The sequence below is a fragment of the Paenibacillus sp. JNU01 genome (genome assembly GCF_059130585.1).
This window is the reverse complement of record NZ_CP169723.1, coordinates 1,000,752-1,027,391: the sequence shown is the minus strand read 5'-3', so window position 1 is coordinate 1,027,391 and position 26,640 is coordinate 1,000,752. Positions and strand designations below refer to the sequence as shown.

The window sequence follows — 26,640 nt, the reverse complement described above, 5'->3', positions numbered from 1 at the left end:
TCCTCGTTTTATACGTCAGAAAGGAATTGAATGGATGGAGCCGATACTGAATTGAATGCTATATAGTAACCAGATACTAAATCCATGTATAATATACAGGACGAGTATTTGTGTTCCAACGATAATAGGGATGAGTGAGATGAGCGCACATGGGAATGGACCTGGAGAAGCAACGATTAAGCATTGAAGCAGCGAAATTGTATTATCAGTCCGATTACAGCCAGCAGGATATTGCTGCAAGATTGGGCGTGTCGCGTCCAACCGTATCAAGGTTACTTCAGTATGCGAAAGATCGGGGATACGTCCGGATTGAAATAATGGACCCGCTGGAGGATATCGATATCATTGCCGGAGAACTCAAGTCGAAATATGATCTGGATACGGCACTTGTGTGTTTTGCCCCGTTGAAGAGTGATGAGGAAATACAGAAGCATATCAGCAAACGAGCAGCAGACTACCTTCAGGAGACGGTTCAGGATGCGGATATTATCGGGGTGACTTGGGGAACAACCATGCATGCCGTAGCACGTCAGCTCCGTCCCAAGCAGGTTAAAGGTGTCGAAGTTGTACAATTGAAGGGGGGCGTAAGCCACTCCCATGTCAATACGTATGCTGCTGAGATTGTACATTTATTCGCTGAAGCTTTCCACACGGTACCAAGGTATTTGCCACTGCCCGTTATTTTCGACAACATCGAAGTGAAGAACATGGTGGAGGCCGATCGGCATATCGGCAGAATCGTAGAACTGGGCAGACAGGCCAACATCGCTTTGTTCACCGTGGGTACTGTAAAAGAAGATGCTTTATTGTTCAGGCTTGGCTACTTTAATGAAGAAGAGCAACAATTATTAATGAACTCTGGTGCAGGTGACATTTGTTCACGCTTTTTCGATGCGGAAGGTCAGTTGATTAGTGAAGAGATTAACAGCAGAACCGTCGGCATTGACTTGGCTGAATTGAGAAATAAGGAAAAATCCATCCTGGTCGCCGGGGGTCAACGCAAAATTGAAGCGATTCACGCCGCGCTTAAAGGTCATTATGCGAATATTTTGGTTACGGATCAGTACACAGCCCAGGCATTACTGCGGTTCTAATTTCAAATGGATATGGATGACAACATCTGCCACGTAAAAAGGGCGGATGTTTTGCTTTGTTAGGCAGAAAATATAATGAAGCAAGAACGGTAAGTCAAGGTGTGAACAAAAGTTCAAGTTGATTTTTACATATGTTCATGTTAGTGTAAGGGTATAGAAAATAACTAGTTCAGATAAGGGAGAGATTCAATTGACTACACCACAATTAGCTAAAATGATCGACCATACGTTGCTTCGTGCGGACGCAACGCAAAGTGAAATGGCCAAGTTAACCGAAGAAGCGAAGCAATATCAATTTGCTTCTGTATGTGTTAATCCAGGTTGGGTTGCTTATGCTGCTGAGCAGTTGCAGGGTACTGGCGTTGACATCTGCACCGTTATTGGTTTCCCTCTGGGAGCATCCACAACGGAGACAAAAGCTTTCGAAACCAAGGATGCGATTGCTAAAGGTGCAACTGAAGTCGATATGGTCATTAACATCAGTGCTTTGAAAGATGGCAAGGATGATTATGTTGAACAAGATATTCGTGCTGTCGTTGAAGCGGCTGCGGGTAAAGCTTTGGTGAAAGTTATTATTGAAACTTGTCTGTTGACGGATGATGAGAAAGTACGTGCTTGTCAGGCAGCTGTACGAGCTGGAGCTGATTTTGTTAAAACTTCTACAGGTTTCTCTACAGGTGGAGCAACGCCAGAAGATATCGCTTTGATGCGTCGTACTGTAGGTCCTGATGTTGGCGTTAAAGCTTCCGGTGGTGTACGTAGCCTGGAAGATATGCAGAAAATGATTGAAGCGGGTGCGACTCGGATCGGTGCAAGCTCTGGCGTGAAGATTATGCAGGGCGGTCAATCTACATCTTCTTATTAAGCAAAAAGTTTAATAAGCACAAGCTTATCCAACAAAAGTAATGTTATGTTCTCTGTACTTGAGCGTTCGTCTCAGGTACAGGGAATACAATTTACACTTATATTTTAATTAACGGAACTTATTGTAAGCGCTTCATAAGTTTTCTGAAAGATTACTGTTAAAAATGCTTTAAGCACCCTTTGAGCTGAATTTCACATCCGGCTTAACTACCTTCAAAGGAGAGATCAAATGAAATTTCTAATTGCCCTTCTTGGTTTACTCGTTGTTTTTGGACTGGCTTATATCGCAAGCAACGGTAAAAAGAAGATTCGATATCGGCCGCTGGTCGTTATGATTGTTTTGCAAGTTATACTAGCTTATGCTCTGTTGAATACAGGAGTGGGTACTTTTTTAATTGGCGGTTTCGCTACCGTATTTAAAAGTTTACTCGACTATGCGAATGAAGGTATCGCATTTGTATTTGGGGGTTTAACTACCGTAGGTGCAGAGAGCGGGGGGGCGCCCTTCTTCCTGAATGTGTTGATGCCGATTGTTGTCATCTCGGCACTTATTGGGATATTGCAGTATATCCGAATCTTGCCTTTTGTTATAAAATATATTGGTCTGGTATTAAGCAAAATCAACGGAATGGGCAAACTGGAATCATATAACGCGGTTGCTTCGGCTGTATTGGGGCAATCTGAAGTGTTCATTTCTGTGAAAAAACAAATTGGGTTGTTGCCAAAACATCGGCTGTACACCTTGTGTGCTTCGGCGATGTCCACGGTCTCGATGTCCATCGTTGGTGCTTATATGACCATGATCGAGCCGAAATATGTGGTTACAGCTCTTGTACTGAACCTGTTTGGCGGTTTTATCATTGCTTCGATCGTTAACCCTTATCGGGTGACGGAAGAAGAAGATATATTGGAAGTGCAGGATGAAGAGAAACAATCGTTCTTCGAAATGCTCGGCGAGTACATCCTGGATGGATTCAAAGTTGCTATCATCGTAGCTGCGATGTTAATCGGTTTTGTTGCCTTGATTGCCCTTGTTAACGGAGTTTTCAGCTCGGTGCTTGGCATTTCGTTCCAAGAGCTGCTTGGTTATGTGTTTGCACCATTTGCCTTCATCATGGGTGTTCCATGGAAAGAAGCGATTCAGGCAGGAAGTATTATGGCAACCAAAATGGTATCCAACGAATTTGTCGCTATGCTTAATTTGAAGGAGACTGCAATGTCTGCCAGAACAACGGGTATCGTATCCGTCTTCCTCGTGTCGTTCGCCAACTTCTCCTCCATCGGTATCATTGCTGGTGCGGTGAAGGGACTCCATGAGAAGCAAGGTAATGTGGTCGCCCGCTTCGGTCTGAAGCTGCTTTACGGTGCATCGCTTGTCAGCGTGCTGTCAGCGATTATTACTGGACTGTTCTTGTAAGCTGGATTATTTGGAAGGAGTGCTTAGGTTATGTCAACATTTAAAAGAGTACATCTGATTGTTATGGATTCTGTAGGGATCGGCGAAGCGCCGGATGCAGCAGAATTTGATGATTTTGATGTAGATACCTTTGGTCACATTGCACGTGAACGCGGAGGTCTAAACATGCCTCACATGGCCAGTCTCGGACTGTCCAATATCAAAGAAATTGAGGGTGTGCCTGTAGTGGATGCACCTAAAGCGTATTACACCAAGATGCAGGAAGCCTCCAGAGGCAAAGACACCATGACAGGTCATTGGGAGCTGATGGGTCTTTATATTGATACACCTTTCCGTGTGTTCGAGAATGGTTTTCCCGATGAGTTGATTCAGCGCATTGAAGAGAAAACGGGCCGGAAGGTCATCGGTAACAAACCGGCTAGTGGCACGGAAATTCTCGATGAACTGGGTGCAGAGCATGTCGAAACTGGCGCGCTCATCGTCTACACATCCGCGGATTCGGTTCTGCAAATTGCAGCACATGAGGACGTTGTTCCACTGAAAGAACTGTATGAGATCTGTGAGTTCTGCCGTGAAATAACACTTGAAGATCCGTACATGCTCGGCCGCATTATTGCCCGTCCATTTGTCGGTGAAGCGGGTAACTGGAAACGTACTGCGAATCGTCATGACTACGCGCTCAAACCTTTTGGTCGTACAGTAATGAATGAACTGCAAGATAGCGGATTTGATGTGATTGCCCTCGGTAAAATCGCAGATATCTATGATGGCGAAGGTGTAACCAAGGCTGTTCGTACTGTCTCTAACATGGATGGCATGGACAAGTTGTCTGAGACGATGGATGAAGCGTTCACTGGACTCAGCTTCCTGAACCTGGTTGACTTTGATGCCCTATATGGTCACCGTCGTGATCCACAAGGGTATGCTCAGGCGCTTGAAGACTATGATGCAAGACTGCCAGAGATTTTTGCCAAAATGACCAATGATGACCTGCTGCTGATTACAGCTGATCATGGTAACGATCCAACTTACCGTGGAACAGATCATACACGTGAATATGTTCCGCTGCTTGCCTACTCTCCGCGCTTCAGCGAGGGCAAACAGCTTGATCTGCGCAGCACTTTTGCTGACCTTGGTGCAACCGTAGCCGAGAACTTTGGCGTGAAAATGCCAGAATACGGCACCAGCTTCCTGAAGGATCTGAAATAGGTTTTTGCTGAAACTGGATAGGGGATATCGGAGTAGCTCTGCTGCTCCGGTTCCTGCCATCATAATAGACTAAATATATAACTGGAGGAGATTCATTCATGAGTACACATATTGGAGCAAAACCCGGAGATATCGCAGAAACAATCCTATTGCCAGGGGACCCTTTGCGCGCGAAGTATATTGCAGATACGTACCTCGAAGATGTTGTATGTTACAACGAGGTTCGTGGAATGCTTGGTTACACAGGTACATATCAAGGACACCGGATTTCGGTACAAGGTTCAGGGATGGGCATTCCGTCTTTTGCAATCTATGCTAACGAGTTAATCAGTGAATATGGCGTGAAAAACCTGATTCGTGTAGGGACTTGCGGCGGTATGCAGGAGCATGTACGTGTACGTGACGTCATCCTTGCACAAGCAGCATGTACGGATTCCAGCATGAACAAACATGTATTTGGTGGATATGACTTCTCGCCAATCGCTACGTTCTCTCTGCTGAAAGAAGCATATGACCGTGCAACAGCTAAAGGCATGAAGATTCATGTCGGTAACGTGTTCAGCTCCGATTCATTCTACCGTGATGACCGTTCCGTCACTGAGAAATTGATGAAGCACGGCGTACTCGGCGTAGAGATGGAAACAACAGCACTGTACACCATCGCTGCTAAGTTCGGTGTTAACGCACTGACCATCCTGACAGTAAGTGACCACTTGCTGACAGGCGAAGAAACATCTGCCGAAGAGCGTCAAAAAACGTTCAACGACATGATGGTAGTGGCTCTGGACACAGCAATCACACTGTAATTGTTGTATTTTATATTCATCATCATTTGATTTAATCGAAACTTTTGTTTTAAGCACGGAGTGAAGGACCCGGAATCGATTCTGAAGAAGCGAAGCGTTCGCCTTTGTCTCCGAGTTTTCCCATTGCCAAATGGATCAAAAAACTTGGAGACAACAGCGATCGAAAGAACGATCCGGAGCCGGAACGGTCAACGGTCTAATAACAAAGTGTTCTATACAATCAATACACACAAGGAGAGATCATCATGAGAATGGTAGACATTATTGCCAAGAAACGCGACGGTAAAGAACTGACAACAGCTGAGATTGATTTTGTTGTTCAAGGATACACACAAGGAGAGATTCCGGACTATCAAGTCAGCGCATGGGCGATGGCGGTATTCTTCAAAGATATGACAGATAAAGAACGCGCGGACCTGACCATGTCGATGGTGAATTCCGGTGAAACGATCGACCTGTCTGCTATCGAAGGAATCAAAGTAGACAAGCACTCCACAGGAGGAGTGGGCGATACAACAACACTGGTACTCGCTCCGCTCGTTGCTGCGCTGGATGTTCCTGTTGCCAAAATGTCCGGACGTGGACTTGGTCACACAGGTGGTACAACCGACAAGCTGGAATCCGTTGCTGGTTTCCACGTAGAGCTTGAAAAAGAAGAGTTCATTCGTCTCGTCAACGAGCATAAGGTTGCCGTTATCGGACAAAGTGGTAACCTCACGCCAGCTGACAAGAAACTCTATGCTCTGCGTGATGTAACAGCTACCGTTAACTCCATCCCACTGATCGCCAGCTCCATCATGAGCAAGAAAATTGCAGCAGGTGCAGATGCGATTGTATTGGATGTTAAGACGGGTGCAGGTGCATTCATGAAAACAACGGAAGATGCTAAAGAATTGGCACATGCCATGGTTAGCATTGGTAACAATGTTGGACGTAAAACGATGGCGGTTATCTCCGACATGTCCCAACCACTGGGTCTGGCGATTGGTAACGCGCTTGAAGTAAAAGAAGCTATCCTCACCCTGCAAGGGAAAGGTCCGAAAGATCTGGAAGAATTGTGTCTGGCACTTGGACGTCAGATGGTATTCCTTGCTGGTAAGGCAGATTCTTTGGAGCATGCTGAGGAGAAATTGAAAGAAGTGATCCAGAACGGTAAAGCACTGGAGAAGTTCAAAGATTTCCTGGCAAACCAAGGCGGAGACGCTTCGGTTGTGGATCATCCAGATCGTTTGCCACAAGCACAGTACCTGATTGAAGTACCAGCAGACAAAGACGGATATGTTGCCGGAATCGTTGCTGACGAAATCGGAACTGCTGCAATGCTGCTGGGCGCGGGCCGTGCAACAAAAGAGTCTGAAATCGATCTCGCGGTTGGTCTGATGCTGAACAAAAAAGTCGGTGACCCAGTCAAAGCTGGTGAGTCCCTCGTAACGATCCATGCGAATCGTGAAGATGTAGCAGATGTCATTGCGAAGATCAAAGAAAACATTACGATTTCGGATCATGCCGATGCTCCTGTATTGGTTCATGATATCGTTACGGAATAATAAACAAATCAGAGCAGATGAAATCTAATCTAATATCTGACTGAACACGAAAGCCCCAGACTATGAAATCCATAGTTTTGGGGCTTTTTTGTCGTTGAAGAGCCCGCTGTTAATGATAGCGATTATCGGCTCTTAATTTGTTCATACGCCATTACGGAATCGGCACTTGTATAAATGTAAGGCGTGGACGGCTCGGATACAGGTGTCACCTTTGTTGCACGAATCTCAATGGTATCTTTGCCATCTACTTGTGCAGAGCCGATGGTGCCATCGATTTGCACCCAGCTGTCAGTAGGGAGATTATTTGCTTCTGGGATGTGAACCATGACGCCGAAGGGAGCAGCATCAGCAGGACAGCACATGACGAGAAATCGTCCGAGTGCAAAATGTGATTCATGATCCATGCTTTTGTCCCGATAAACAAACCCGGATAACGAGATATCTTTGCCTGCAAATTGTCGCTGGAACATATCGATCGTGCCGAGTGTTTCAGAGAAAATTTCAGGATAGACTCGAATGACCTGTTCGGCATATAACTTCTCTGCCAGTTCTGCGAATTCACGGCTGTACTCATCCGGCGGTACAAATTGCACGGTAGTGGCCGTTGTAGATGTAACAGCAGTTTGTTGCTGTTTTTGCTGTGCAAGATCCTGTACATTTAATTTTACTGTTTCAGGTAAAGGCTCTTTACGACGAATCTCCGGAGGAGCATAGGTGAGAGACATGCCTTTCTGACTGGCCATAGAGCTGCCAAGAGCCCGATCAGGTAACAGAAATCCCAGCAACAAGGGAATAGCAATCAGACCATAGACTAACGAGCTGCGTAGCAAACCGGAAGGCGGTGGATGTTCACAGTCGCAATGAACCTCGTTTCTGCCGAATAATCCATGCCAAGCCATGATAACAGCAATAAATAAAAAGGGAACAGGGCAGCATAACAGCAGTTTTTGCATCGTTGGTGCCAAATAATAATGAAGAGAATCACTCGAATTCAAGTGAATAATGTATACTGCTAACCCGCCGATCCATCCTGCACGGATCAGGTTATGCCATTGGATGAAGTGTGATCTTGGAACAGGAGATTTGGTTATCGTATAAACAGTGTGGTTCATATCATCACCTCATTTCTATATCATAGTTAGGATGAAAGTTCATGGGGTTAACCATTCAGGTCATGAAGTATGTTGCTCAACGTTTATACCAGCAGGTTAATCAACCAAGAGCCGACAAAGACGAGTGTGATAATCGCCAGACTTAGACCGATAACAAACCGGGTACGGAAGGTCGAGAGCAGCATAAGCGTGCTTTTAAAATCCAGCATCGGACCTAACACAAGGAAGGATACCAGCGGCCCCAGTGCAAACGTATGTGAGAACGCAGAAGCCACAAAAGCATCCGAAGTGGAGCAGAGAGACAGTACATAAGCAAAGGCCATCATAAACACATAGGAGGCGACAGGACCATTGCCAAGTGAGATGAGATCGCTGCGGCTAATGAATGTCTGGATGCAGGCTGTAATCAGGGCACCGATCACCAGATATTTGCTCATATCGATAAATTCATCTCCGGCATGAATGAAGAAGCTGCGCCAGTTTTTCACATGGTTGTGTTCATGAGCATTTGCATGAGCATGAGGTTGAGCCATTTTAAATCCAGGATGCGTCTTGACCTCTGTCACTGCAACTTTTGGCAATCGAAGGGGATTTCGACGAACGAACACATATACCAATCCACCTATGGAAGCTGCCACGGCAAAGGCCAGTCCCATGCGGGCAATGGTAATCTCAGGATGGGAGGGAAAGGCGAGCAAGGTTGCGGTAAATACGATGGGATTCACTACAGGCCCACTCAAGATGAACGTAACTGCGATATAGGCAGGCATGCCTTTGTGCATCAACCTTCTTACGACCGGGATCATTCCACATTCACAGATAGGAAAAATAATACCAAGCAGCCCCGCAACCAGCACACCGCCGATCGGGTTCTTAGGCGTAAGTCTGCGGACCATTTCTTCGGATACGAACCACTGCATGAGCGAAGACAATAGCACACCCATGAGCAGAAACGGTGCGGCTTCAAGGAAAATACCTATGAATACGGTTTTCATATTTTGCAAAGCTTCACTGTTCCATGCTTCCTTCAGATCTGGAGCCATCGTGATCAACACGGGAACAAGAAATGCACAAGGGATAAGGAAGGACAGGAGCTTCAGATTGGCTGCCATTTTCATGAAACAGACCTCCACAACTAGGACTTTGCTAAAATATATGCTTGTACGTGCAGCAACATACATCATTTCTGTGTTCTAATCAACATTTTTACGATTAATCAAGATTCTTTATCATAGTAGAGTTGACAATCTAAAGAAAACTGAGGTATAGTTCGGATTGATCATGATTAATGGTAATAATTACGATTAAGGCTACAACTTAAACAGAGTGGAGGAAGTAGAAATGTCAGATCAACAGGTTCAACATCGGGTTCCAGTAACCGTACTTAGTGGATATTTGGGTGCAGGCAAAACGACACTGCTCAATCATGTGCTTCATAATCGCGAGGGAATGCGGGTTGCTGTCATCGTGAATGATCTTAGTGAGGTTAACATCGATGCAGGCTTAATACGAGATGCTGGAGGATTATCACGTATTGATGAAAAGCTGGTAGAGATGTCGAATGGTTGCATCTGCTGCACGTTGCGGGAGGATCTGCTGAAAGAAGTTGAGCGGCTGGCGCTGGATGGTTCTTTTGACTACATATTGATTGAATCCACGGGTATTGGAGAGCCGGTGCCTGTTGCACAGACGTTTACGTATATTGATGAGGAACTCGGCATTGATTTGACGAAATTCACTCGTCTGGACACGATGGTTACGGTTGTTGATGCTGCCCAGTTCTGGCGTGATTTTTATTCCAAAGAAACATTGAAGGACCGCGGACAGGAAGCCGGCGAGGACGATGTTCGAGGAATTGTTCATCTGTTGACGGACCAAGTGGAATTCTGTGATGTGCTGATTTTGAATAAATGTGATCTGGTGTCGGAGGAAGAACTGACGAAGCTTGAGAAGGCACTACACGCCATGCAACCGGAAGCCAGGCTGATTCGCACCACACATGGGCAGATTGATCCGAGAGAAATATTGAATACAGGACGTTTTGATTTTGAAAAAGCAAGCCAGTCCGCGGGTTGGATCCGCGAATTAATGAAAGAGGAGCATACACCCGAGACCGAAGAATATGGAATACATTCATTTGTCTATCATCGTAAACGTCCATTCCACCCGGAACGCTTGCTGCGTTGGATTGCCAAATATCCAGATAGCATCGTGCGATCCAAGGGTCTGATGTGGCTGGCGACAAGGAACCATATGGCGATTTCGTTCAGTCATGCAGGGACATCGAAGCAACTTGCGCCAGCAGGAATATGGGTAGGTGCGATGAGTGAGGAGGAAAGGCAACTTCACTTTGGCGATACATTACCAAACATACCGGATTGGGATGATGAGTGGGGTGACCGGGTAACGAAATTGGTATTCATCGGTATTGACATGAACAGGGCGGAGATTGAACGTACTTTGGATGAGACTCTTCTTACGGAGGAGGAGATGCAATTGAACTGGCGTGAATTGAAAGATCCTTTTCCGGCGTGGAGTTGACAAAAGAAAAGGCATAGGCTAATATCATTAAATAGTAATTATTACGATTAAATAAGAGGAGGCAACAACCATGAGAGTCATTGTAACCTTAGCCTGCACCGAGTGCGGCGATCGCAACTACACAACAACCAAAAATAAGCGTAACCATCCGGAGAGACTTGAGATGAAAAAGTATTCCTCACGTTTGAAGAAAATGACGATCCACCGGGAAACCAGATAAATTTTTTTGATATTTTTAAATCGTAAAATTTACGAAAAGAGGGAGCGGCATGATCCTATCTTCCATGCGTGATGTTGTATTTGGATATGGCAAAGAGCCAGTCATTGATCAACTGTCGCTGGATATCCATGTGGGAGAGTTCATAGGCATTACAGGTCCCAATGGCTCTGCCAAAACGACCCTGTTAAAGCTGCTGCTGGGGCTGCTCAAGCCCTGGAGCGGCACGATACATATGAATCCACAGTTGAAACGTGGGAACAACTCCAATATCGGTTATGTGCCCCAGCAGGTGGCATCGTTTAATAGTGGATTTCCCAGCACCGTAATTGAACTGGTTCGGTCAGGGTGTTACACCAGGCTGGGACTATTCCGCAGATTCACAGTAGAGCAGGATGCCATCGTTGAACGAAGTTTGCGTGAAGTTGGCATGTGGGAGTATCGGGATACACGAGTTGGTGAACTGTCCGGTGGACAGAAGCAGAGGATCTGTATCGCGAGAGCGATGGCTGGGCAACCGCAGGTTCTGGTACTGGATGAGCCTACAACAGGAATGGACCGCCACAGTCGTGAAGGATTCTACAATCTGATGCGCCACTATGCTGATGAACATGGGATCACCATTATTATGGTTACTCACGGGCTGGAAGAAATGGGAGATCGATTGGACCGAACGATAACTCTGGAGCGGCAAGAAAGTGAGGAATGGCAGTGTTTGAGTACGAATTCATGCAACGTGCCTTCTGGGCAGGGGGACTGATTGGAGTCATCGCTCCAATTCTCGGAGTCTATCTGATGCTCAGGCGGCAGGTACTAATGGCAGACACGTTATCCCACGTCTCACTCGCAGGGGTTGCGCTCGGTTCAGTCATGAATCTTAACCCGGTCATCTGTGGATTCGCTGTCGCATTGATCGGTGCATTATTGGTTGAACAACTGCGGCGAAGTTACCGAACCTACAGTGAGGTACCAGTAGCGATCATCATGACTTCGGGGCTGGCCCTTGCTGTAGTGTTAATGAGTCTCCAAACTAATCTGTCGAAGGCATTCAGCTCATACTTATTCGGATCAATTGTCGCAGTTAGCGATATACAGTTGTGGATGATGGCAAGTGTATGTGTGTTTGGTTTACTTTTTTTCATTCTGTTACGCAGACCTTTGTACAGCTTTACCTTTGATGAAGAGACAGCTTCCATAGGGGGTGTTCAGGTGAAAGGATTATCGTTTGCCTTTGCCATTCTGACAGGAATGACTGTAGCTTCAGCCATGCCCATTGTCGGTGTGTTGTTGGTATCAGCTCTCATAGTACTGCCCGCTTCCTTGGCACTGAGAGTGTCTCGAAGTTTTACAGCAGCGATTATTGTCGCGGTAATTACAGGATTAATCGGTATTTTTAGCGGACTCACAACATCTTACCATCTAAATACACCTCCAGGAGGAACAATTGCTCTTATCCTGCTGGTCTTTCTATTGACTGGAATATCAGCGCAAAAGCTGATTGCACGATACAATCGCAAGCGTCACCGCACAGAAACAAAATCACAGCACGTCATTCGGGTCAACCATTCAAGGAGGAAAACATCACATGAAATTCAGTAAAAAAGCTACGCTCGGATTATTGTTCAGTCTTACACTTATCGTTGCAGGCTGCGGACAACAATCCGCTTCGAATACAAATGCAAGTTCTGCAGGTACCGGTCATACGGCCCCCACAGAGAGTGAAGCTGCCAAACTAAACGTACAGGTCAGCTTCTACCCGATGTACGAGTTCACCAAAAATGTGGCAGGGGATCTGGCAGAGGTGCATACGCTCGTTCCAGCAGGGATGGAGCCTCATGATTGGGAGCCCACACCACAGGACATTGCCAGCATTGAAAAAGCGGATGTACTTGTATACAACGGTGCGGGTATGGAATCATGGATGGATCAGGTCACTGGAAGTTTGAGCAATGCTTCGCTCATTCAGGTGGAGGCAAGTAAAGGCATCAACCTGCTTGAAGGTGGAGAACATGATCACCATCATGGAGATTCTGAGGCAACAGAACACGATCATGACCATGACCATGCGAATGGAGCGACTACAGATGAACACGACCACGATCATGCGGTTGGAGTGACTACGGAAGAACACGACCATGATCATGACGCTGAAGCGGAAGAAGGACATGATCACGATCACGGTGGACTGGATCCCCACGTATGGCTGTCACCTGCACTGGCTGTCAAAGAAGTACGTAATATTGAAGCGGGATTGGCACAGGCTGCCCCGGAACATGCTGAACAGTTCAAGAAGAATGCAGATGCCTACGTTGCTCAGCTGGAGTCACTGGATCAAGACTTCAAGTCGGCTGTGGCGGATAGCAAACGCAAGGATTTCATCACACAACACGCTGCATTTGGCTACCTTGCACAGGAATATGGATTGCAACAGGTGCCCATCGCAGGATTGTCTCCGGAACAAGAACCTTCGGCAGCGCAGATGGCATCCGTCATTGACTTTGCAAAAGAGCATCAGGTGAAGACGATTTTCTTCGAAACACTAGTGTCCTCCAAAGTGTCTGAGACGATTGCAAGTGAAGTGGGAGCCAAGACGGCAGTACTGAACCCGATTGAGGGGCTCACCGAGAAAGAGATCGCGTCGGGAATGGACTACATTAGTGTGATGAGACAGAATCTGGAGGCTCTGAAACTGGCATTGAACGAATAATAAAAGATCAGTTTGATGCCTTTCAATGAAAAAGGTACAATAATACAACATGCTGAGGAATGGGAGTGCCATTCCTTTGCCTTTTTGCGAAGCAGAGAGCACAGGGATGTGCTCTCTCTTTGTTGATGAGGTGACCGGATCAAGGAGAACAGGAGGACGCATTGGATGAATTTAAATGAAGAACATGAAGTGCTGCTAAGTGAACAGCCTGCCCATCTGTGGAGACGGCGCAAGCTGGAGCTGATGCACTGGACGGAACGCGACAAACATACGGTTTCCGCGAAGAAAACGGAGATATGGAACGGTGTTGAAGTTGATGCCGAGCTCGTGAACGCATTGTCCATACTTCAGAAGGCGGGGGTAACGACGGAATTTTCATGTGCAGGGGTGAGTCCGCTTGATGAACCTGTTGATCATTCCCTCTATGCTTATGTTACTCTGGTACAAAGTGAAGTTGCCGATCAATTCGTGCACTACGCGCTCCATCGGATGCGGAATCGACTACTCGTTACGCTAGAGGCCGAAAAAGGCCGCTATGATCTATCTTCTTTTTTCATTGGACACAATCGGAGCTTCTGCTGGTGGATGGAGCACTGTGCTTTACAGTTCGGAAGCCGAAACGAATCGAGTGAAAAAAGCGTAGTATAAAGGATAGGCTTGTTTATTTGAAGGTAAAGGAGGTATGACACGATTGAATAAGTGGGTCAAAACGATACTTTTTCTATTAGGCTCCGTCTTTCTCACACGATTCATCCCATTCTCGTCCCTGTTCCGCAACCTAGATACGATGATTCACGAATTCGGCCATGCACTAATGACGTTAATATTGTCGGGTAAAGTGCTGCGGATTGAATTGTACGCTGATCATAGCGGTGTAACGTATTCATCCATGCTGACGCCAGGCAGATCTATATTGGTTTCTCTCGCAGGATATATCAGTGCATCCTTGTTCGCCTGGCTGTTGTTTTACTTATACCGCAAAGGCTTGCATATGTGGGGACTCGGGATTATGACGGCTGTCGCTCTGGTGTCGCTCCTGTTATATGTAAGAGGAGAGTTCGGCATGTTATGGCTGACCGGGTTCATCGTACTTAACGTTGTCATTATGATTTTTGGTGCCAAGATTGTGAAGTACTATTATCTACTACTGGCGTTTCTTACACTGGAAGAGTCTGTCGTTAGTGCCGTATACGTTGGACTGATGTCCTGGACTCAACCTTCTCGGGCAGGCGATGCGGCGAATCTCGCTCAGCAGACATTCCTTCCGGCGCTATTCTGGGGAACACTGTTTGCTTTGTTTGCACTGTGGTGCGCCAAAGGTGCGCTGACACTCTTTTTCCGCAAAGAAAGTACTTCGCGTTCATCACGTTCTCGGGGATTACGAAGAGCGTAACGAATATGAAGATATATCAAGCAAAGAAGGCACCTCCTTTCTGCCTGAAGGGAGAGTGCCTTTTGCTGTTGGACTTACATCGGATATAGATTACACGGAATTTAATCTCCGAGATTTTCCCATAGCACATAAAAGTAATAAATCTCTTCCATAATCGCCTTATCATCCTCTGCCGCAACGCCGCCCTTGATCCGCGCAAGGGTGCCCAGAATATCATATATGGTTTCACGTTCCACACTGAACTGAATGCGGTTGACAATTTTATCCCAGGCCTTCATGGCGTAATTAACTTGAGACTTGGCTTCAGTCCATTTTTTACCCTCAACTTGTTTCTCTAATGTTTGTATAGATTCAAGCAAGCGATCATCGGTGCCAAATGGCTTTTTAAGAAAGGCTCCGCTAGCCATAATTGCAACGAACACAAGAATGAGGCAGATCGGAAGCACATATAACAGCCAGAAACGCGTTTTCATTCAAACGCCTCCTTGATGTAAAGAGTTTAGAAAGGCCCCTCATAATCGCCCATATCGATTTTATCGGTGATCTTGTCCTTGAACAGATCAACATACAATTTGTCATTGGGCAATATCGCGGCAAAAGCAATATCCTGTATCGTGATCTTTTGCTTTTTCAGCTGCTCGCTGAGCCAATTGATATCCTTGTTTCGTTCCTCCAGATTCTGCTTAATCAGAAGGCCGTCAATGATGATTTCTGTCATCAGCTTGCTCTTGGGCGGGTGCATATGCATGTCTTTTGCGGTTACAGGCTGATTCTCAGGTTTCAAAACGACGGAGAGGCTTCCATCCGGTTCAAGAATGGCATAGTCTAGCGTCGTGATATCAAATACATCTTTTTGCCTAAGCATCATGGTCAACTCGTCAAATTTAACTCGCATTTTGCTCAGGTTCTGTTCGAGAATTTTACCGTTCTGGATGATCAATGTGGGGTCAGAGTCCATTAGTTTGGAGATGGTACGATTCTTCAGTGTAATATACTGAAAGATGATCGTAATGATTGTGAAAATGGTCAAGGCCACAAAATGAATCCACGCTTTGGAGGAAAGATCAGTTGCAAACGTTCCCGCAATGGAACCAATTGTGATGCCGTTGATGTAATCAAAATACGTTAAGTTACCCATTTGCTGTTTGCCCAGCACCCTTGTGTAGATGATGAGGGTCAGGAAGGCAATAATAGACCTTACTGCAACAACCCATGTTTCTTCCATCATATATGTATCACCTTCCTTTACTTCACTTCTCCAATTCTCTATGACAAGCATTTCCTAGGCTGGGTGATCTTATGCTTGAACGCAAAAAACCGACACATGGATAAGTATTCCAAGTATCGGTTTCAACAATGACCTATATGAGTTGAACTGAATCATTTACATGTAACGAAGATAAAAGAAAAAACTATGAAAAGGAAGCATTCGCTTTTATCGTTATACACCCGAGTACGCCATAAATCCACCATCTACTGGAATGACTGTGCCAGTGACAAAGCCGGACTGTCTTTCATCCGCAAGCCACATCAATGTGCCAAGCAGGTCTTCCGGTTTGCCAAAGCGGCGCATGGGTGTATGTGCAATAATTTTACTGGAACGCTCCGTAGGTGAGCCGTCTGGTTGCAGCAATAGATTACGGTTCTGCTCGGTCAGGAAAAACCCGGGTGCAATAGCATTGACACGAATACCCGATTCGGCCAGATGAACGGCAAGCCACTGCGTGAAGTTGTTAATTGCGGCCTTCGCAGCACTATACGCTGGAACTTTCGTCATGGGCGATGGGGCGCTCATGGAAGAAATATTAATGACAGTGGCAGGAACATCGCGCTCTATCATATGTTTTGCAAAGATCTGAGTGGGGATGAGAGAACCGACAAAATTCAGATCCATCACCTGACGAAAACCCTCTACAGATACATCGAAAAACGTAGTGACATCATTCTGCGCCAGATCTACCAATCTAAAAATTTCATTCGTGGTGTTGGCACTGGCGTTATTGCCACCGGCGCCATTAATAAGAATATCACAGGGTCCAAGTTGCTCCAGCACAGCATCTGCCGCCGCTTGCACGCTCTCAGCCTGGGTTACGTCACAGGCAACAGCAATCGCTCTGCCACCTGCAGCTTCAATTGCAGCTACAACTTCTTGTCCCTTGGACACGGTACGGTTCAGAATGGCTACGTTTGCACCATGTCGAGCGAGTTCTTCCGCCATGGAGCGGCATAATACCCCAGCACCTCCGGTGATTACAACTGTTCTGCCTTCGAGACGAGTTGAGCGTTCATATTGGTGTTCACTCATGCTTTTGCCCTCCTTTGCAGGGAATCCCAGACGCCCCAGAGATACATGATTCCCAAAGCCCGGTCATAGAGTCCATAGCCAGGTCGGCACTGTTCTCCCCAGAGATGACGACCGTGGTCGGGTCTTGCATAACCTTCATAACCGATATCGTGATAAGCCTCAACAACCCCCGCAATATCAACACTGCCATCCTGACTGCGATGTGAAGTTTCGATAAAGTCGCCGTTTTCGTAGATTTTGACATTACGAATGTGGGCAAATGGAATCCGATCCTTGAACTCGTGTATCATGCCGATAATGTCATTATCCGCATTTGCTCCCAAAGAGCCACTGCATAGTGTCACGCTGTTGTAAGGGCTATCATAAAGATTCAAATATTTCCGAACATTCTCCTGACTTATAATAATCTTCGGCAATCCAAAGATTGGCCAAGGCGGGTCATCCGGATGGATGGCCATTCGAATCCCCAGCCGTTCGGCTGTAGGCATAATCTCTTGCAGGAAATAACGTGCGTGCTCCCACATATGATCCTCGGTTACATCCTTGTAGGCTTCGAACAGACCTGTTAAATACTGCAATCGTTCCGGTTCCCAACCTGGCATGGTGAGTGCGGAGTTTTCCGTAATGCGTCGAACGAGTTCTAGAGGTTCTATATCTGCGAGTTTACTGTGCTCATAGAAGAGGGCAGTTGAACCATCCTCCATTTCCTTGTGCATATCCGTGCGAAGCCAGTCGAAGATCGGCATGAAGTTGTAACAGATGACCTTCACACCCACCTGAGCCAGTTTCTCCATCGTTTTAATATAGTTCGCAATGTATTTATCCCTTGATGGCAGACCCAACTTGATATCTTCGTGGATGTTCACACTCTCAACGACATCCAGATGTAACCCGGCCTTGTCCGCTGCCGTTTTGACAGCGAGTATCTTGTCCATCGGCCATTCCTCGCCAGCAGGAACATCATGCAGTGCCCACACAATACCTTCAACACCCGGAATCTGCCGGATATGATCCAGCGTTACCGTATCATTGCCTTCGCCGAACCAGCGAAAAACCATTCTCATCACGTTCACCTCATCATGAATAGTAGTAAGAAAAATGCAGTCATTGAAAATAGGAAGGATATGTATCCTGCAGGACAGCCAAATCGGTAACAGTTAAATGCAAGTGTTCCTGCATCAGTCGCTCTGCTGTGTCGGCATCATGCTGTTGAATGGCCTTGACCATCGACAGGTGTTGTTCAATTAAATGATCCCACTGATGATCCGAGGACAGGCGTAACATGCGACTTCGATTCAAGTGTACATTCATCTGCTGGATAACAGTCCAGATGTTGCTTTTATTGCATCCTGCAAAAAGAGTGCTATGGAATTCCTCATCCAATTGAAACATTCGTTCATCATCCGGTTTGATCCTGCATTCCTGCTGCCACGCAAGGTTCTGTTCAAGAGCTACCATTTGTTCGTTTGGAAAGTTCTCGCAGGCGAGCCTGATTACGGCTCGTTCGAGCTGTTCACGCATGAACCGTGCTTCCTCAACGAGATCGACCTGAATCAGAGAGACGTATGTGCCACGCTGTGGATACACTTCCAGCAGACCTTCCTGAGCAAGTCTTACAAAACTCTCTCGAACAGGTGTCCGGCTTACCTGAAACTCCATTGAAATTTCCTTCTCAGAAATAGCTGTTCCTGGAGGCATTTTCAGACTTAAAATGAGTTGTTTCAGCGTGAAGTAAAGAATATCTCGCGTTGAATAAGATTGTTTATTCATGGAAAACATGCTGCTCGCAACAGGTAACAAATCGGTTTTGGATGATAACTTCGGGGTATATTCCACAACTTCAACTCCTTCATTGACATACTACCATACTTGTATGGTAGTATGGAAGCGCTTTATCGGCATTATATTAAATTTAGTTGATGATTCACTTGCAGTTCAAGGAAATGCAGAGTACAATTCAGTTTATTAGGTTCGAATGTTTAAACCAACAGACGCAAATAACGGAGAAATTACACGTTGGAATATTGATAAAGAAATATAAAGAAATCGTATAGAGGTGAAACCATGGGACAAAAAGCAATCAGCGTTTTTCAAACCTGTATCCCGTTATTTCAGGTGTTAAGTGACAATCACCGTCAAGCCATTTTGCTGACACTCACCGAGAAGGGCAGAATGACCGTGAATGAAATTACTGAGCAATCCAGTCTATCCCGGCCAGCCATATCTCATCATCTCAAGCTTTTGTTAGAGAAAGGACTCATATCAGTGGAACAGAAGGGCACACAGCGATATTATTCGGCTTCATTGAATGCATCGGTGGAACTTCTGAAGGAACTGGTAGCTGCTTTGGAAGAAGAGTGCCTGTAGAGGAATAGTGCTGTAACATGCTTTTGCATGTACCTAATAGGTTCGTAAGTTTAAACGCTTAATCAAAACTAAACAGAGGAGTATGTATATATGACAACGATTATGCAGGAAGTAACCAGTCAGGAAGTTGAACTAATTTTGGAGCAGCAACGACAATTCTTTCATTCCGGGGCCACACGATCAGCAGAAGCTCGAATTGCCCGTCTGACCCAACTCAAGCAGGCGATTCAAAAGTATGAGACCAGACTGACAGAAGCTCTACATCAGGATTTGGGCAAAAGCGAGTTCGAATCCTACACGACCGAGATTGGATTTATGATGGACAGCATTACACACACCATTCGTAAAGTGAAAAAATGGGTGAAACCCGTTAAAGTGAAAACGCAAATGGCACTCTTGGGGTCCAAAAGTGTTATTATACCTGAACCCTATGGGTCTGTTCTGATCATTGGACCATTCAATTATCCATTTCAACTCTTAATCGAACCATTGGTAGGGGCGATTGCAGCAGGTAACACAGCCGTGCTCAAAGCGTCAGAGAATACACCGGCAGTGTCCGCGGTTGTACGTGAAATGATTGCGAGTGTGTTCGAACCGGCATACGTACAAGTGCTTGAAGGTGCCAAAGACACAACGACAGCGCTGATTAATGCGCCATTTGACTATATTTTTTTTACAGGCAGTGTACCGGTAGGCAAGATTGTGATGGAGGCAGCTGCCAAAAATCTCGTTCCCGTTACGTTAGAACTGGGAGGCAAGAGTCCGGTCATCGTTGATGAACAGGCGGATATCAAAGTAGCTGCGCAACGCATTATATGGGGCAAACTGCTCAATACAGGACAGACCTGTATCGCACCCGATTATTTGCTCGTGCATGAGCGCGTGAAGGAACCGTTAATTACAGAGATGAAAGCAGCGATCGTGTCCTTCTTTGGATCGGATATCCAGCACAACAAGGACTATGGACGAATCGTGAACAAGGGTCATTTTAAACGTCTGACGACGTTGATTGAACGGGATCAGGCCAAAGTGATATATGGTGGCGCATCGGATGAGGAAGACCGTTTCATTGAACCTACATTAATTGATGCTGAATCCTGGGATGCAGCTACGATGGAAGATGAAATCTTTGGACCGATTCTGCCGATCATTAGCTACCGTAACGTAGATGAGGCCATTGTAGAGATCGTAAAGCGGCCGAAACCACTCGCCTTGTATCTATTTACTTCCGACACACAGATTCAGGACAAGGTGCTGCGTGAAGTTTCTTTTGGAGGCGGCTGCATTAACGATACCATCACACATGTTGCGAATCCGCGTTTGCCATTTGGCGGTGTTGGTCATTCCGGTGTTGGTTCATATCATGGAAAGTACAGCTTCGAAACGTTCTCCCATCTCAAAAGTGTACTGAAAAAAAGCACCAAACTGAATCTGCCGATTCTGTATCCCCCGTATGATAACAAGCTGAAGCTGATTAAACGTTTGTTGAAATAAATAAGAAATCAATAAAAAAGACGAAAGCCTGCTACTGGACCTTATTCCAGAGCAGGCTTTTCCTGTCGGTAACGGGATGGTGACATGCCGGACCAGCGCTTGAATTGACGACTGAAATGGGCAATATCCTTGTATCCAAGCATGACGGCAATATTCTGAACGGATAGCTTCGGATTGCCCAGAAGTAGCTTCGCTTCATGCAAAACCAACTGGGACAATACAGCACGGGGAGACTGGCCAAATACCTGCTTGAACACGCGATTACAGTGAGAAGAACTGATACCCAGCTCGGCTGCAATATCATCAATGCCATAGTGACCACTCGATTCGTGTCCCTGTTTGAATTGCTGACTCATCAGGCCCTGCAGTCGATTGCGAATCTGGTGGGCGAGTTCGATCTTTTCATGTCCGTCGGTAAACCATTGTGCTGCCTCTTGCGAGACCGCCTCCCACAGATGACCAAATAATTCGAATACCGCAGATTGCAACTGCATACGCTGCACCATCGTATTTGCAGTTTCATCATCCGCAGATGACATCAATTTGTGTAAAACCGGCTCAATCTGCTGTGTAACCGGACTATCCGCGCTGAATCGTATTTGCTTGATGCGTGCCAACAACGATAGGAACAACTGATCATCAATATCAAAGTGCATACAAAAATACGTGAATCCCTTGCCGTTATGGCTCTGACTGGAATGAATGCTTCCCGGTGGAATCAGGAGCAGTTCGCCAGCCTTTTGAATATATAGGGTACCGTTCACCATCATCCTTTGCTCGCCTTCGGTAACATAATTCAGTTCATATTGAGGGTGCTCATGCGCCGGATAATCCCAGTCCGTACCAACTCTTCGTAAATGAATGGCGAACAGATTGACTGTTGTTTGCACATCTGGATAAAAAACTTCATGGACACTTTCTCCCAAAGCAGGAGGCAAGAACGTTGACGACATGGAAGATCCCCCTTTTATAGAGATTGTTCAAAAAAGCGCTTTTGATTACGTACTTATTTCAAATGGAATGCTTTTGTGTAACCGCTTTAATCCATTATAGTCTATCAGCTTGATTTGGGTAAATATCAGATTGATTTGATCATGGTCTGAGGTGGAACCACGTGTTAGGATGGGGCTAATGAAAACGTATGCAAACTATTTAGAGAGGGGTTATGATTCGTGAGCACATCGAAATCCATCTTTTATAATGCACATCACGCACCGATTGGTGCTTTTGCGAGTTTCACACTGGGATATAAAGGAGCCAAAGGCGGGCTGGGTCTTGAGCTCGGCAAACCGGCAGACCAGAATGTATATATTGGATTACAATCTCGCGATGGAGAGAATTATCAGGCGCTTCCTTTTTATGAAGCTTCCGAGGATGAGAGCAGCCGTTATGATGTAGAGAAGTTGGAAAATGGGGACACGGCGCTGACCACAGCGTCCAAAGTTCCGCAACCTCTGATTGCGGCTTTTCGTGATGAAGAGATTACCCGTGAATTCACCTCAGGTACAGATACATGGACTGCAGGAGATCTGACATTTTGCATCTACTCGCCTGTACGTCCAGTACCTGACCCAACGAGTGGAGATCGTGAAGCCTTAATGGATGCACTCGTACCTGCCGTATTGGTCGAGATGACGATTGACAATACGCAAGGTCAACAAGCACGTAAAGCCTATTTTGGCTATCAGGGCAATGATCCGTACTCTGCAATGCGTCTAATTGGGGGACCTGAGGGCGGCTCCATCACAGGTGTGGGACAAGGTCGACTTACAGCGATTATGTCGGCAGATGACGGACTGTGGCCAGCACGCGGATTCACGCTGGAGAAGCTCTTGCAGGAGAAACATCGGGATAATCTGGCATTTGGACTTGGCTCAACCGCTGCACTACTGATGGAGGTGCCGGCTGGAGAGAAACGTACGTATCAATTCGCCGTATGTTTCTATCGCGGGGGCATTGTGACAACCGGAATGGACACAACGTATTGGTATACGCGCTACTTCTCCGATATTCAGGCAGCAGGAGCGTATGCACTCCAACGATTCAGTGAGTTGACCGCATCCTGTGGAGAGGTTGAACAGCGCCTTGGAACGACTGCTTTGACCGAAGATCAATCATTCATGCTTGCTCATTCCATTCACAGTTATTATGCCAGTACTCAATTGCTGGATGCCGATGGCGAGCCACTCTGGGTGGTGAACGAAGGGGAGTATCGGATGATGAACACACTTGATCTGACGGCCGATCAGTTGTACTTCGAGCTTGCCTTGAATCCATGGACGGTGCGTAATGAGCTGGAGTGGTTTGTCAAACGATACAGTTATACCGATCAGGTTCGTTTCCCGGGGGAAGAAAAGTTACATCCGGGCGGAATAACCTTTACCCATGATATGGGTGTTGCCAACGTGTTCTCACGCCCTGGACACTCGGCATATGAACTGGTTGGCATTGACGACTGCTTTTCACAGATGAGCCACGAGGAACTGGTGAACTGGCTCTGCTGCGCGACAGTATACATTGAACAGACACAGGATCAAGCATTTGTGAAAAACATGCTGCCTGTTATCCAAAATTGCTTCGAAAGTATGCTTAATCGTGACCATCCTATCGCGGAACAGCGTAACGGTCTGATGGGCCTAGATAGCAGCCGTACCCAAGGTGGAGCGGAAATTACAACTTATGACAGCCTGGATGTGTCACTGGGTCAGTCTCGCAATAATATCTATCTGGCGGGTAAATGTTGGGCGGTCTATGTTGCATTGGAGAAGTTGTTCGCAACGGAGAAGTTGGCGGATCTGTCACATCAAGCGGGGCTTCAGGCGGATCGCTGCGCAGCCAGTATTGCTGCACAGTTGACGGATGGCGGCTACATTCCAGCTGTTATTGCAGAAAATAATGATTCCCGAATCATTCCGGCGATTGAAGGTCTGGTATTCCCTTACTTTACAGGCTGTGAAGCAGCATTGGATGTCAATGGTCGTTTTGGACCTTATCTGAAAGCACTCCAAACTCATCTGAAGACGGTTCTTGTACCAGGAACATGCCTGTTCGAAGATGGAGGCTGGAAACTGTCCTCAACAAGCAATAACTCGTGGCTGAGCAAAATCTATCTGTCCCAGTTCATCGCTAGAGAGCTGCTGGATGTGGAATGGAATGAGACAGGCAAGGCAGCGGACGCGGCTCATGTCAACTGGCTGTTGCATCCGGAGGAATCGTACTGGTGCTGGAGTGATCAGATCCTGTCTGGTGTAGCGGTTGGCAGCAAGTACTATCCGCGTGGTGTGACGTCGATTCTATGGCTACTCGAAGGAAAAGGGAATCACCTTGCACAGATCTATGCTACCAAGGAGGCGGTACAATGAACCAATCTATCGTTCAATCTGCTTTGTCAGGTCCACAGTATGATGCATGGCTGGGGTATCACTCCGAATTGCCAAAAGCGAATGGAATTGCCCGTATGAAGGCTCCTGCGTGGAGCAAGCTGATACTGGCGGAAGAGAAGCATGGAGTAATCACAACAGCGCTGACAGAACTTTCACGGGGACTGGAGAAGCTGTATGGCGTGAAACCGACAGTCAGTCAGCTGTCTGATGCTCAGCAAAGTGAGCGGCACAATCACGATTCCGATCCCGCCATACGAATCGGTACTTGGACAGGGAGCGATTCGGTGGCTGCGTCGTTCAGTGAGACAGAGCGTTCTGCTGTTCAAGGAGAAGGGTACATCATTCGTGAAAGCGAGGGTGTGCTGGTCATTGGTTCAGAGACTCCCCAAGGATTATTGTATGGTGCATTCCATCTGCTTCGGGAACTGACAATGGATCAAGGAAGTGCAAGTGAGGCGGATGGCGCTGTGAGTAAATGGAGCTTCATTACAGAGCAGCCTACCAATGCGCTACGGATGATCAATCAGTGGGATAACGTGGACGGCAGCATTGAACGTGGATACGCAGGAGACTCCATTTTCTATGATAACGGGGAATTCACACTGGACTTGGACCGCATCAGGGACTACGCACGTTTACTCGCTTCGACAGGCATCAATGCCATATCGATCAATAATGTCAATGTACACCGCCGTGAGAGCTTGTTTTTGACGGAACGTTATCTTAGCGATGTGGCGAAGGTTGCTGCTGAATTCAGAGCGTATGGTATTCGATTGTTCCTGAGCGCCAACTACGCGAGTCCAATCGAGATTGGTGGGTTACGTACAGCAGATCCGCTGGATGCGCAGGTACAGGAATGGTGGAACATTCAAACGGCCAAGGTGTACGCAGCCATTCCGGATTTTGGCGGTTACCTGATCAAGGCAGACTCCGAGAATCGGCCGGGACCGTTCACGTATAACCGTGATCATGCTGATGGTGCAAACATGCTGGCTGAAGCCCTTCGGCCATTCGGTGGATTGGTGATCTGGCGTTGCTTCGTCTATAACTGCAAGCAGGACTGGCGGGATCGTTCCACTGACCGTGCACGTGCAGCATATGACCACTTTACGCCGTTGGACGGGCGTTTTGCCGAAAATGTCATTTTGCAGATCAAAAACGGGCCGATGGACTTTCAGGTGAGGGAGGCGGTATCCCCGCTGTTCGGAGCCATGGAACATACGAATCAGGTAATTGAATTTCAGATCACACAGGAGTATACCGGACAACAGCGTCATCTCTGTTATCTGGTTCCCCAGTGGAAAGAAGTATTGGACTTTGACACCTACGCCAAAGGCAAAGGTTCAGAGATCAAGAGAATCGCGGATGGTTCTCTGTATAAACGACCTCACAGCGGCTTCGCGGCAGTCTCCAACATTGGTGCAGATGCCTGTTGGACAGGACACCCACTCGCGCAGGCGAATCTGTATGGATACGGAAGACTTGCGTGGAATCCGGAGCTGTCGGCAGAAGAGATTGCCGATGAGTGGGTGAGACTCACATTTGGACATGATGAAGAAGTTGTACGGCAGGTTACGGATATGCTTTTGACATCACTAGATATCTATGAGAATTACACGGCGCCTCTCGGTGTGGGTTGGATGGTTAATCCGGAACATCATTATGGACCGAATGTAGATGGATACGAGTATTCCAAATGGGGAACGTATCACTTTGCCGATTGTCATGGCATTGGTGTAGATCGTACCGTGAAGAGCGGTACAGGATACACCTCACAGTATCACCCTGAGAATGCGGATCGCTATGAGTCCTTGGACACCTGTCCGGATGAGCTGATCTTATTTTTCCATCACGTGCCATACACCCATGTTCTGCATTCTGGTAAAACGGTCATTCAGCATATTTATGATACACATTTTGAAGGTGTTGCACAGGCAGAGGCATTAGCTGAGACATGGAGACAGCTTGAGGGCCATATCGACCCGGTTATTTTCAGCAAAGTTGCTTCATTACAGGATAACCAGGCCGAACATGCCAAGGAATGGCGGGACATGATCAATACGTATTTCTATCGCAAGAGCGGTATTGCGGATGAACAAGGTCGAACAATCTATTAATTGATGATTTAAAGAGGGAAGATACCTTGTTTTCTTTGATGTAGAATAGACAGCATGGACATACCTG

25 protein-coding genes are annotated in these 26,640 nt (G+C 46.6%); 17 read left to right on the top strand and 8 right to left on the bottom strand.

Annotation, left to right across the window (positions count from 1 at the left end; all coding sequences use genetic code 11):
* Positions 1-155: 155 nt before the first annotated feature.
* The 6 genes from deoR to NLBNIHML_RS04140 all read left to right on the top strand — a co-directional run bounded on the left by deoR (position 156) and on the right by NLBNIHML_RS04140 (position 6,937).
* Complete coding sequence (gene deoR / locus NLBNIHML_RS04165; RefSeq protein WP_062836066.1) at positions 156-1,094, top strand: DNA-binding transcriptional repressor DeoR; 939 nt, start codon at positions 156-158, stop codon at positions 1,092-1,094.
* Positions 1,095-1,308: 214 nt separating this feature from the next.
* Positions 1,309-1,959 carry a deoxyribose-phosphate aldolase gene (deoC, locus tag NLBNIHML_RS04160; RefSeq protein WP_339243108.1) on the top strand — a complete coding sequence of 217 codons (651 nt, stop codon included), beginning with the start codon at positions 1,309-1,311 and terminating at the stop codon, positions 1,957-1,959.
* Positions 1,960-2,187: 228 nt separating this feature from the next.
* Positions 2,188-3,375, top strand: a complete 1,188-nt coding sequence (locus tag NLBNIHML_RS04155; RefSeq protein WP_339255690.1) for a NupC/NupG family nucleoside CNT transporter — start codon at positions 2,188-2,190, stop codon at positions 3,373-3,375.
* Between the two features lie 30 nt (positions 3,376-3,405).
* The gene (gene deoB, locus NLBNIHML_RS04150; protein WP_339255688.1) at positions 3,406-4,584 is read left to right on the top strand and encodes a phosphopentomutase; all 1,179 of its coding nucleotides are present in this window, start codon (positions 3,406-3,408) and stop codon (positions 4,582-4,584) included.
* A 98-nt stretch (positions 4,585-4,682) separates the two neighbouring features.
* Entirely contained in the window at positions 4,683-5,390 is a 708-nt protein-coding gene (deoD, locus tag NLBNIHML_RS04145; protein ID WP_017688193.1) for a purine-nucleoside phosphorylase, read from the top strand.
* A 245-nt stretch (positions 5,391-5,635) separates the two neighbouring features.
* Positions 5,636-6,937 carry a pyrimidine-nucleoside phosphorylase gene (locus tag NLBNIHML_RS04140; RefSeq protein ID WP_339255686.1) on the top strand — a complete coding sequence of 434 codons (1,302 nt, stop codon included), beginning with the start codon at positions 5,636-5,638 and terminating at the stop codon, positions 6,935-6,937.
* A 122-nt stretch (positions 6,938-7,059) separates the two neighbouring features.
* Here NLBNIHML_RS04140 and NLBNIHML_RS04135 read toward each other — a convergent pair whose 3' ends face one another.
* Together NLBNIHML_RS04135 and NLBNIHML_RS04130 are read right to left on the bottom strand one after the other, a co-directional pair.
* A complete protein-coding gene (locus NLBNIHML_RS04135; RefSeq protein ID WP_339255684.1) occupies positions 7,060-8,049 on the bottom strand; it encodes a TIGR03943 family putative permease subunit in 990 nt (329 codons plus the stop codon).
* An 83-nt stretch (positions 8,050-8,132) separates the two neighbouring features.
* Entirely contained in the window at positions 8,133-9,167 is a 1,035-nt protein-coding gene (locus tag NLBNIHML_RS04130; RefSeq protein ID WP_342570202.1) for a permease, read from the bottom strand.
* Positions 9,168-9,390: 223 nt separating this feature from the next.
* Here NLBNIHML_RS04130 and NLBNIHML_RS04125 point away from each other — a divergent pair, with 223 nt between their 5' ends.
* The 7 genes from NLBNIHML_RS04125 to NLBNIHML_RS04095 all read left to right on the top strand — a co-directional run bounded on the left by NLBNIHML_RS04125 (position 9,391) and on the right by NLBNIHML_RS04095 (position 14,907).
* Positions 9,391-10,590 carry a GTP-binding protein gene (locus NLBNIHML_RS04125; RefSeq protein ID WP_339255679.1) on the top strand — a complete coding sequence of 400 codons (1,200 nt, stop codon included), beginning with the start codon at positions 9,391-9,393 and terminating at the stop codon, positions 10,588-10,590.
* Between the two features lie 70 nt (positions 10,591-10,660).
* On the top strand, positions 10,661-10,810 hold the full coding sequence (rpmG, locus tag NLBNIHML_RS04120) for a 50S ribosomal protein L33 (protein WP_339255678.1): 150 nt from the start codon (positions 10,661-10,663) through the stop codon (positions 10,808-10,810).
* 49 nt (positions 10,811-10,859) lie between these two features.
* Positions 10,860-11,567 carry a metal ABC transporter ATP-binding protein gene (locus tag NLBNIHML_RS04115; RefSeq protein WP_339255676.1) on the top strand — a complete coding sequence of 236 codons (708 nt, stop codon included), beginning with the start codon at positions 10,860-10,862 and terminating at the stop codon, positions 11,565-11,567.
* Positions 11,513-12,406, top strand: coding sequence for a metal ABC transporter permease (locus NLBNIHML_RS04110; RefSeq protein ID WP_339255675.1), 894 nt, complete (start codon positions 11,513-11,515; stop codon positions 12,404-12,406). Before NLBNIHML_RS04115 ends, NLBNIHML_RS04110 begins: the two co-directional genes overlap by 55 nt.
* Complete coding sequence (locus tag NLBNIHML_RS04105) at positions 12,393-13,514, top strand: metal ABC transporter substrate-binding protein (RefSeq protein ID WP_339255672.1); 1,122 nt, start codon at positions 12,393-12,395, stop codon at positions 13,512-13,514. The genes NLBNIHML_RS04110 and NLBNIHML_RS04105 overlap by 14 nt, the downstream gene beginning before the upstream one ends.
* Positions 13,515-13,679: 165 nt before the next feature.
* Entirely contained in the window at positions 13,680-14,162 is a 483-nt protein-coding gene (locus NLBNIHML_RS04100; protein WP_339234228.1) for a hypothetical protein, read from the top strand.
* A gap of 43 nt (positions 14,163-14,205) precedes the next feature.
* Positions 14,206-14,907, top strand: a complete 702-nt coding sequence (locus NLBNIHML_RS04095) for a M50 family metallopeptidase (RefSeq protein ID WP_339234226.1) — start codon at positions 14,206-14,208, stop codon at positions 14,905-14,907.
* Between the two features lie 101 nt (positions 14,908-15,008).
* On the opposite strand, the gene NLBNIHML_RS04090 is transcribed toward NLBNIHML_RS04095, so the two are convergent.
* The 5 genes from NLBNIHML_RS04090 to NLBNIHML_RS04070 all read right to left on the bottom strand — a co-directional run bounded on the left by NLBNIHML_RS04090 (position 15,009) and on the right by NLBNIHML_RS04070 (position 18,991).
* Positions 15,009-15,380, bottom strand: coding sequence for a DUF4363 family protein (locus NLBNIHML_RS04090; RefSeq protein ID WP_339234225.1), 372 nt, complete (start codon positions 15,378-15,380; stop codon positions 15,009-15,011).
* A 26-nt stretch (positions 15,381-15,406) separates the two neighbouring features.
* The gene (locus tag NLBNIHML_RS04085; RefSeq protein ID WP_339234224.1) at positions 15,407-16,135 is read right to left on the bottom strand and encodes a DUF421 domain-containing protein; all 729 of its coding nucleotides are present in this window, start codon (positions 16,133-16,135) and stop codon (positions 15,407-15,409) included.
* A 213-nt stretch (positions 16,136-16,348) separates the two neighbouring features.
* Positions 16,349-17,212 carry an SDR family oxidoreductase gene (locus NLBNIHML_RS04080; protein WP_339255670.1) on the bottom strand — a complete coding sequence of 288 codons (864 nt, stop codon included), beginning with the start codon at positions 17,210-17,212 and terminating at the stop codon, positions 16,349-16,351.
* Positions 17,209-18,276: a mannonate dehydratase gene (uxuA, locus tag NLBNIHML_RS04075; RefSeq protein WP_339234221.1), complete on the bottom strand. Its 1,068-nt coding sequence runs from the start codon at positions 18,274-18,276 to the stop codon at positions 17,209-17,211. The genes NLBNIHML_RS04080 and uxuA overlap by 4 nt, the downstream gene beginning before the upstream one ends.
* Before the next feature lie 40 nt (positions 18,277-18,316).
* Complete coding sequence (locus NLBNIHML_RS04070) at positions 18,317-18,991, bottom strand: GntR family transcriptional regulator (RefSeq protein WP_339261461.1); 675 nt, start codon at positions 18,989-18,991, stop codon at positions 18,317-18,319.
* A gap of 285 nt (positions 18,992-19,276) precedes the next feature.
* On the opposite strand from NLBNIHML_RS04070, the gene NLBNIHML_RS04065 reads away from it, so the two are divergent.
* Complete coding sequence (locus NLBNIHML_RS04065) at positions 19,277-19,579, top strand: ArsR/SmtB family transcription factor (RefSeq protein WP_076331658.1); 303 nt, start codon at positions 19,277-19,279, stop codon at positions 19,577-19,579.
* A 90-nt stretch (positions 19,580-19,669) separates the two neighbouring features.
* A complete protein-coding gene (locus NLBNIHML_RS04060; protein ID WP_339255668.1) occupies positions 19,670-21,073 on the top strand; it encodes an aldehyde dehydrogenase in 1,404 nt (467 codons plus the stop codon).
* A gap of 41 nt (positions 21,074-21,114) precedes the next feature.
* Here the strand turns inward: NLBNIHML_RS04060 and NLBNIHML_RS04055 are convergent, their stop codons facing one another.
* Positions 21,115-22,026 carry a helix-turn-helix domain-containing protein gene (locus tag NLBNIHML_RS04055; protein WP_339234216.1) on the bottom strand — a complete coding sequence of 304 codons (912 nt, stop codon included), beginning with the start codon at positions 22,024-22,026 and terminating at the stop codon, positions 21,115-21,117.
* A gap of 219 nt (positions 22,027-22,245) precedes the next feature.
* Here NLBNIHML_RS04055 and NLBNIHML_RS04050 point away from each other — a divergent pair, with 219 nt between their 5' ends.
* Positions 22,246-24,435 (top strand): glycoside hydrolase family 52 protein, encoded by a 2,190-nt coding sequence (locus NLBNIHML_RS04050; protein ID WP_494353837.1) that lies wholly within the window; start codon positions 22,246-22,248, stop codon positions 24,433-24,435.
* Entirely contained in the window at positions 24,432-26,573 is a 2,142-nt protein-coding gene (locus NLBNIHML_RS04045; protein WP_494353836.1) for an alpha-glucuronidase family glycosyl hydrolase, read from the top strand. The genes NLBNIHML_RS04050 and NLBNIHML_RS04045 overlap by 4 nt, the downstream gene beginning before the upstream one ends.
* Positions 26,574-26,640: the final 67 nt, after the last annotated feature.

Coding starts and splice junctions, on each gene's coding strand:
- NLBNIHML_RS04115 (WP_339255676.1), top strand. CDS start 10,860: ATGATCCTATCTTCCATGCGTGATGTTGTATTTGGATATGGCAAAGAG.
- NLBNIHML_RS04055 (WP_339234216.1), bottom strand. CDS start 22,026: ATGTCGTCAACGTTCTTGCCTCCTGCTTTGGGAGAAAGTGTCCATGAA.
- NLBNIHML_RS04110 (WP_339255675.1), top strand. CDS start 11,513: ATGGCAGTGTTTGAGTACGAATTCATGCAACGTGCCTTCTGGGCAGGG.
- NLBNIHML_RS04090 (WP_339234225.1), bottom strand. CDS start 15,380: ATGAAAACGCGTTTCTGGCTGTTATATGTGCTTCCGATCTGCCTCATT.
- NLBNIHML_RS04080 (WP_339255670.1), bottom strand. CDS start 17,212: ATGAGTGAACACCAATATGAACGCTCAACTCGTCTCGAAGGCAGAACA.
- NLBNIHML_RS04060 (WP_339255668.1), top strand. CDS start 19,670: ATGACAACGATTATGCAGGAAGTAACCAGTCAGGAAGTTGAACTAATT.
- uxuA (WP_339234221.1), bottom strand. CDS start 18,276: ATGAGAATGGTTTTTCGCTGGTTCGGCGAAGGCAATGATACGGTAACG.
- deoB (WP_339255688.1), top strand. CDS start 3,406: ATGTCAACATTTAAAAGAGTACATCTGATTGTTATGGATTCTGTAGGG.
- deoC (WP_339243108.1), top strand. CDS start 1,309: ATGATCGACCATACGTTGCTTCGTGCGGACGCAACGCAAAGTGAAATG.
- deoR (WP_062836066.1), top strand. CDS start 156: ATGGACCTGGAGAAGCAACGATTAAGCATTGAAGCAGCGAAATTGTAT.
- NLBNIHML_RS04125 (WP_339255679.1), top strand. CDS start 9,391: ATGTCAGATCAACAGGTTCAACATCGGGTTCCAGTAACCGTACTTAGT.
- NLBNIHML_RS04130 (WP_342570202.1), bottom strand. CDS start 9,167: ATGAAAATGGCAGCCAATCTGAAGCTCCTGTCCTTCCTTATCCCTTGT.
- NLBNIHML_RS04045 (WP_494353836.1), top strand. CDS start 24,432: ATGAACCAATCTATCGTTCAATCTGCTTTGTCAGGTCCACAGTATGAT.
- NLBNIHML_RS04070 (WP_339261461.1), bottom strand. CDS start 18,991: ATGTTTTCCATGAATAAACAATCTTATTCAACGCGAGATATTCTTTAC.
- rpmG (WP_339255678.1), top strand. CDS start 10,661: ATGAGAGTCATTGTAACCTTAGCCTGCACCGAGTGCGGCGATCGCAAC.
- NLBNIHML_RS04140 (WP_339255686.1), top strand. CDS start 5,636: ATGAGAATGGTAGACATTATTGCCAAGAAACGCGACGGTAAAGAACTG.
- deoD (WP_017688193.1), top strand. CDS start 4,683: ATGAGTACACATATTGGAGCAAAACCCGGAGATATCGCAGAAACAATC.
- NLBNIHML_RS04135 (WP_339255684.1), bottom strand. CDS start 8,049: ATGAACCACACTGTTTATACGATAACCAAATCTCCTGTTCCAAGATCA.
- NLBNIHML_RS04065 (WP_076331658.1), top strand. CDS start 19,277: ATGGGACAAAAAGCAATCAGCGTTTTTCAAACCTGTATCCCGTTATTT.
- NLBNIHML_RS04155 (WP_339255690.1), top strand. CDS start 2,188: ATGAAATTTCTAATTGCCCTTCTTGGTTTACTCGTTGTTTTTGGACTG.
- NLBNIHML_RS04085 (WP_339234224.1), bottom strand. CDS start 16,135: ATGATGGAAGAAACATGGGTTGTTGCAGTAAGGTCTATTATTGCCTTC.
- NLBNIHML_RS04100 (WP_339234228.1), top strand. CDS start 13,680: ATGAATTTAAATGAAGAACATGAAGTGCTGCTAAGTGAACAGCCTGCC.
- NLBNIHML_RS04105 (WP_339255672.1), top strand. CDS start 12,393: ATGAAATTCAGTAAAAAAGCTACGCTCGGATTATTGTTCAGTCTTACA.